The following is a 2799-nucleotide window of genomic DNA, read 5'->3' as shown; positions in this document are numbered from 1 at the left end:
TCATTTATAAGACGCTTTTCAACCCTCGGGCCGGGCCGGCGTGGATAGCCGGGAGGCTCTGGGGTGGGACTGTCCGACAATCGGGGGCTGGCGTGCCAGTGATGGAACGGCAAAAAGGGGCGATGGATTGGCCATTGGGCTCGGTGTGACGCTGAAAACGCAATCGCGAGCAGGCTCGCTCCTGCAAAATTTGGCGTCTGGCGTGTAGGAGCTGCGGCACGCTGCGATCTTTTGATTTTTAAAAAGCCGACATCAAAAGATCGCAGCGTGCCGCAGCTCCTACAGGAGTAGCGTGTTCAGGCCGTTCTATAGCGACGCCTGTCGCACCTGTTTCTCCAGTTCTACTTTCAAGCCCGGCTCCAGCTTCAGTTGCTTTGCCAGTTCCTCCAGATAAGCCTTTTCCATAAAGCTCTCCTCATCCACCAGCATCACGCTGGCGATGTACATCTCCGCCGCCATTTCCGGGGTACTGGCGGCGCGGGCGACGTCGGCCGGGTCGAGGGGTTTGTTGAGTTCGGCGTGCAGCCAGTGCTGCAGTTCCTGATCGTTGTCGAGTTTGATGAACTCGCCTTCGATCAACTGGCGTTCACGATCGTCGATATGGCCGTCGGCCTTGGCAGCGGCGACCAGGGCTTTGAGGATGGCCTGACTGTGTTGTTCGGCTTGCGCGGGCGGCAGTCGGTCCAGCGTTTGCGGTTCGGTTTGCGGGGCCGTGCCCTTTTGCGCGTTCCAGTTGCCGTAAGCCTTGTAGGCCAGCACACCGAGTGCAGCAAGGCCGCCGTATACCGCGACTTTACCGCCGACCTTGCGCGCCTTTTTGCTGCCGAGCAGCAGGCCCATGGCCCCGGCGGCCAGCGCGCCACCGCCCGCCCCCGAAAGCAGGCCACCCAGCGCACCGGAGCCTGAAGACCCGCCAAGCAGACCGCCCAGGCCGCCCGCCGCCGATTTCTGCTGATTGTTCTGCGCCCCGCCGGCCTTGTTCTGCAACAGCTCCTGGCCGGATTTGAGTAGTTGATCGAGCAATCCACGGGTGTTCATGTTCCGCCTCCAAAACAGGGGTTATCCGGATCTATCAGGCCCTCAGCCTAGTTCGAAAGTGCCCCTGCCCTGCCCGCGAGTGTGCTTCCAGATGTTGCTCGCCAAAAGCAGCCCTTCGTGAAAATAGATATACACTCAGGCCAATCTATAAAAACCGCCCACTGGGTAGCGCTTCTCATGATGACCCTGCGTCAGATCCGTCACTTCATCGCCGTGGCCGAGACCGGCTCTATCTCCGCCGCCGCGCAAACCGCGTTCATCTCCCAATCGACCCTGACCCTGGCAATCCAGCAACTGGAGGAGGAAATCGGCGTCAGCCTGTTCAGCCGCCACGCCAAGGGCATGACCCTGACTCATCAAGGTCATCAATTCCTGCGCCAGGCGCATCTGATTCTGGCGACCGTGGACAATGCCAAACGCAGCCTGCAACAAAGCACCGATCAGGTCGCCGGGCAGTTGATCGTCGGCGTGACCAGTCTGGTCGCCGGTTATTACCTCGCCGATTTGCTGACCCGGTTCCAGCGCGCCTATCCCAACGTCGAAATCCGCGTGATGGAGGACGAGCGGCCGTACATCGAGCATTTGCTGGTCAGCGGCGAGATCGATGTCGGCGTACTGATCCTCTCCAACCTCGAAGATCGCCACGCCCTGCAGACCGAAGTGTTGACCCATTCACCGCATCGTCTGTGGCTGCCGGCCCAGCATCCGTTGCTGGAACACGACAGCATCAACCTCGCCGACGTCGCTCGCGAGCCGCTGATTCAACTGAACGTCGACGAAATGGATCGCAACGCCCAGCGCCTGTGGCGCGGCGCCGGGCTGCAACCGAAGATCACCCTCAGAACCGCATCCACCGAGGCGGTGCGAAGTCTGGTGGCGGCAGGGCTCGGCGTTTCGATTCAACCCGACATGACTTACCGCCCGTGGTCACTGGAAGGCGACATCATCGAAGCGCGGCCGATTGCCGACCTCAACCAGACCCTCGACGTCGGTCTGGCCTGGCGTCGTGGCACCGCCCGCCCTGCCCTGGTCGATCCATTTCTGACGGTGGCCCGCGAGCAGCCCCACGGCGGACGCAAGCCATCTATTTAATCGAATGCAACCTTCAGTATTTAGAATTTGTCGACCTCGGAGCCGCGCACTAGTCTTGCTGCATCTATAAGACGGTCGGCTCCCGGGCATGGGAGCCACAATGACCACACAAGAAAAGAGATCGCGGAAAATGGCTGGCGTGCAGACCCCGATGTGTACCGCGTTGCTGATCGACGGCGAACTGGTCGCCGGGCAAGGTTTTGTCGAGCCGATCCTCAACCCGGCCACCGGTGAAATCCTCACCCATATCGCCGAGGCCAGCACCGAGCAGGTTGAAACCGCGATCCTCGCCGCCCACCGCGCCTTTGCCGAATGGTCGCGCACCACGCCGCAGCAACGTTCGAACCTGCTGCTGGACATCGCCAGCGCGGTGGAAAAACACGCCGATCACCTCGCCCGCCTCGAAGCGCTGAACTGCGGCAAGCCGCTGCATTTGGCGCGTCAGGACGATCTGACTGCGACCGTCGACGTTTTCCGATTCTTTGCTGGTGCCGTGCGCTGCCAGACCGGTCAGCTCAGCGGCGAATACGTGCCGGGTTACACCAGCATGGTGCGCCGTGATCCGATTGGTGTCGTCGCCTCGATTGCGCCGTGGAACTACCCGATCATGATGGCCGCGTGGAAAATCGCCCCGGCCCTCGCCGCCGGCAATACCCTGGTGTTCAAGCC

Annotated in this window: 3 protein-coding genes; 2 read left to right on the top strand and 1 reads right to left on the bottom strand. The window is 61.4% G+C overall.

Annotated features, from left to right (window positions below; translation table 11 throughout):
• Positions 1 to 306: 306 nt before the first annotated feature.
• Positions 307 to 1038: a tellurite resistance TerB family protein gene (locus DBR18_RS16115; RefSeq protein WP_108591060.1), complete on the bottom strand. Its 732-nt coding sequence runs from the start codon at positions 1036 to 1038 to the stop codon at positions 307 to 309.
• A gap of 177 nt (positions 1039 to 1215) precedes the next feature.
• On the opposite strand from DBR18_RS16115, the gene DBR18_RS16110 reads away from it, so the two are divergent.
• Both DBR18_RS16110 and DBR18_RS29315 read left to right on the top strand, forming a co-directional pair.
• Positions 1216 to 2130, top strand: a complete 915-nt coding sequence (locus DBR18_RS16110; RefSeq protein WP_007967749.1) for a LysR family transcriptional regulator — start codon at positions 1216 to 1218, stop codon at positions 2128 to 2130.
• 130 nt (positions 2131 to 2260) lie between these two features.
• Positions 2261 to 2799 (top strand): aldehyde dehydrogenase family protein (locus DBR18_RS29315; RefSeq protein ID WP_256588746.1); only part of this gene is annotated, 539 nt, incomplete at its 3' end.

It is taken from the genome of Pseudomonas sp. HMWF021 (genome assembly GCF_003061005.1).
Classification (GTDB): domain Bacteria; phylum Pseudomonadota; class Gammaproteobacteria; order Pseudomonadales; family Pseudomonadaceae; genus Aquipseudomonas.
This window is presented reverse-complemented; position numbering and strand designations above follow the sequence as displayed.

Excerpts from the sequence above, each read along its gene's own strand:
- DBR18_RS16115 (WP_108591060.1), bottom strand. The coding sequence starts at position 1,038 with ATGAACACCCGTGGATTGCTCGATCAACTACTCAAATCCGGCCAGGAG.
- DBR18_RS16110 (WP_007967749.1), top strand. The coding sequence starts at position 1,216 with ATGATGACCCTGCGTCAGATCCGTCACTTCATCGCCGTGGCCGAGACC.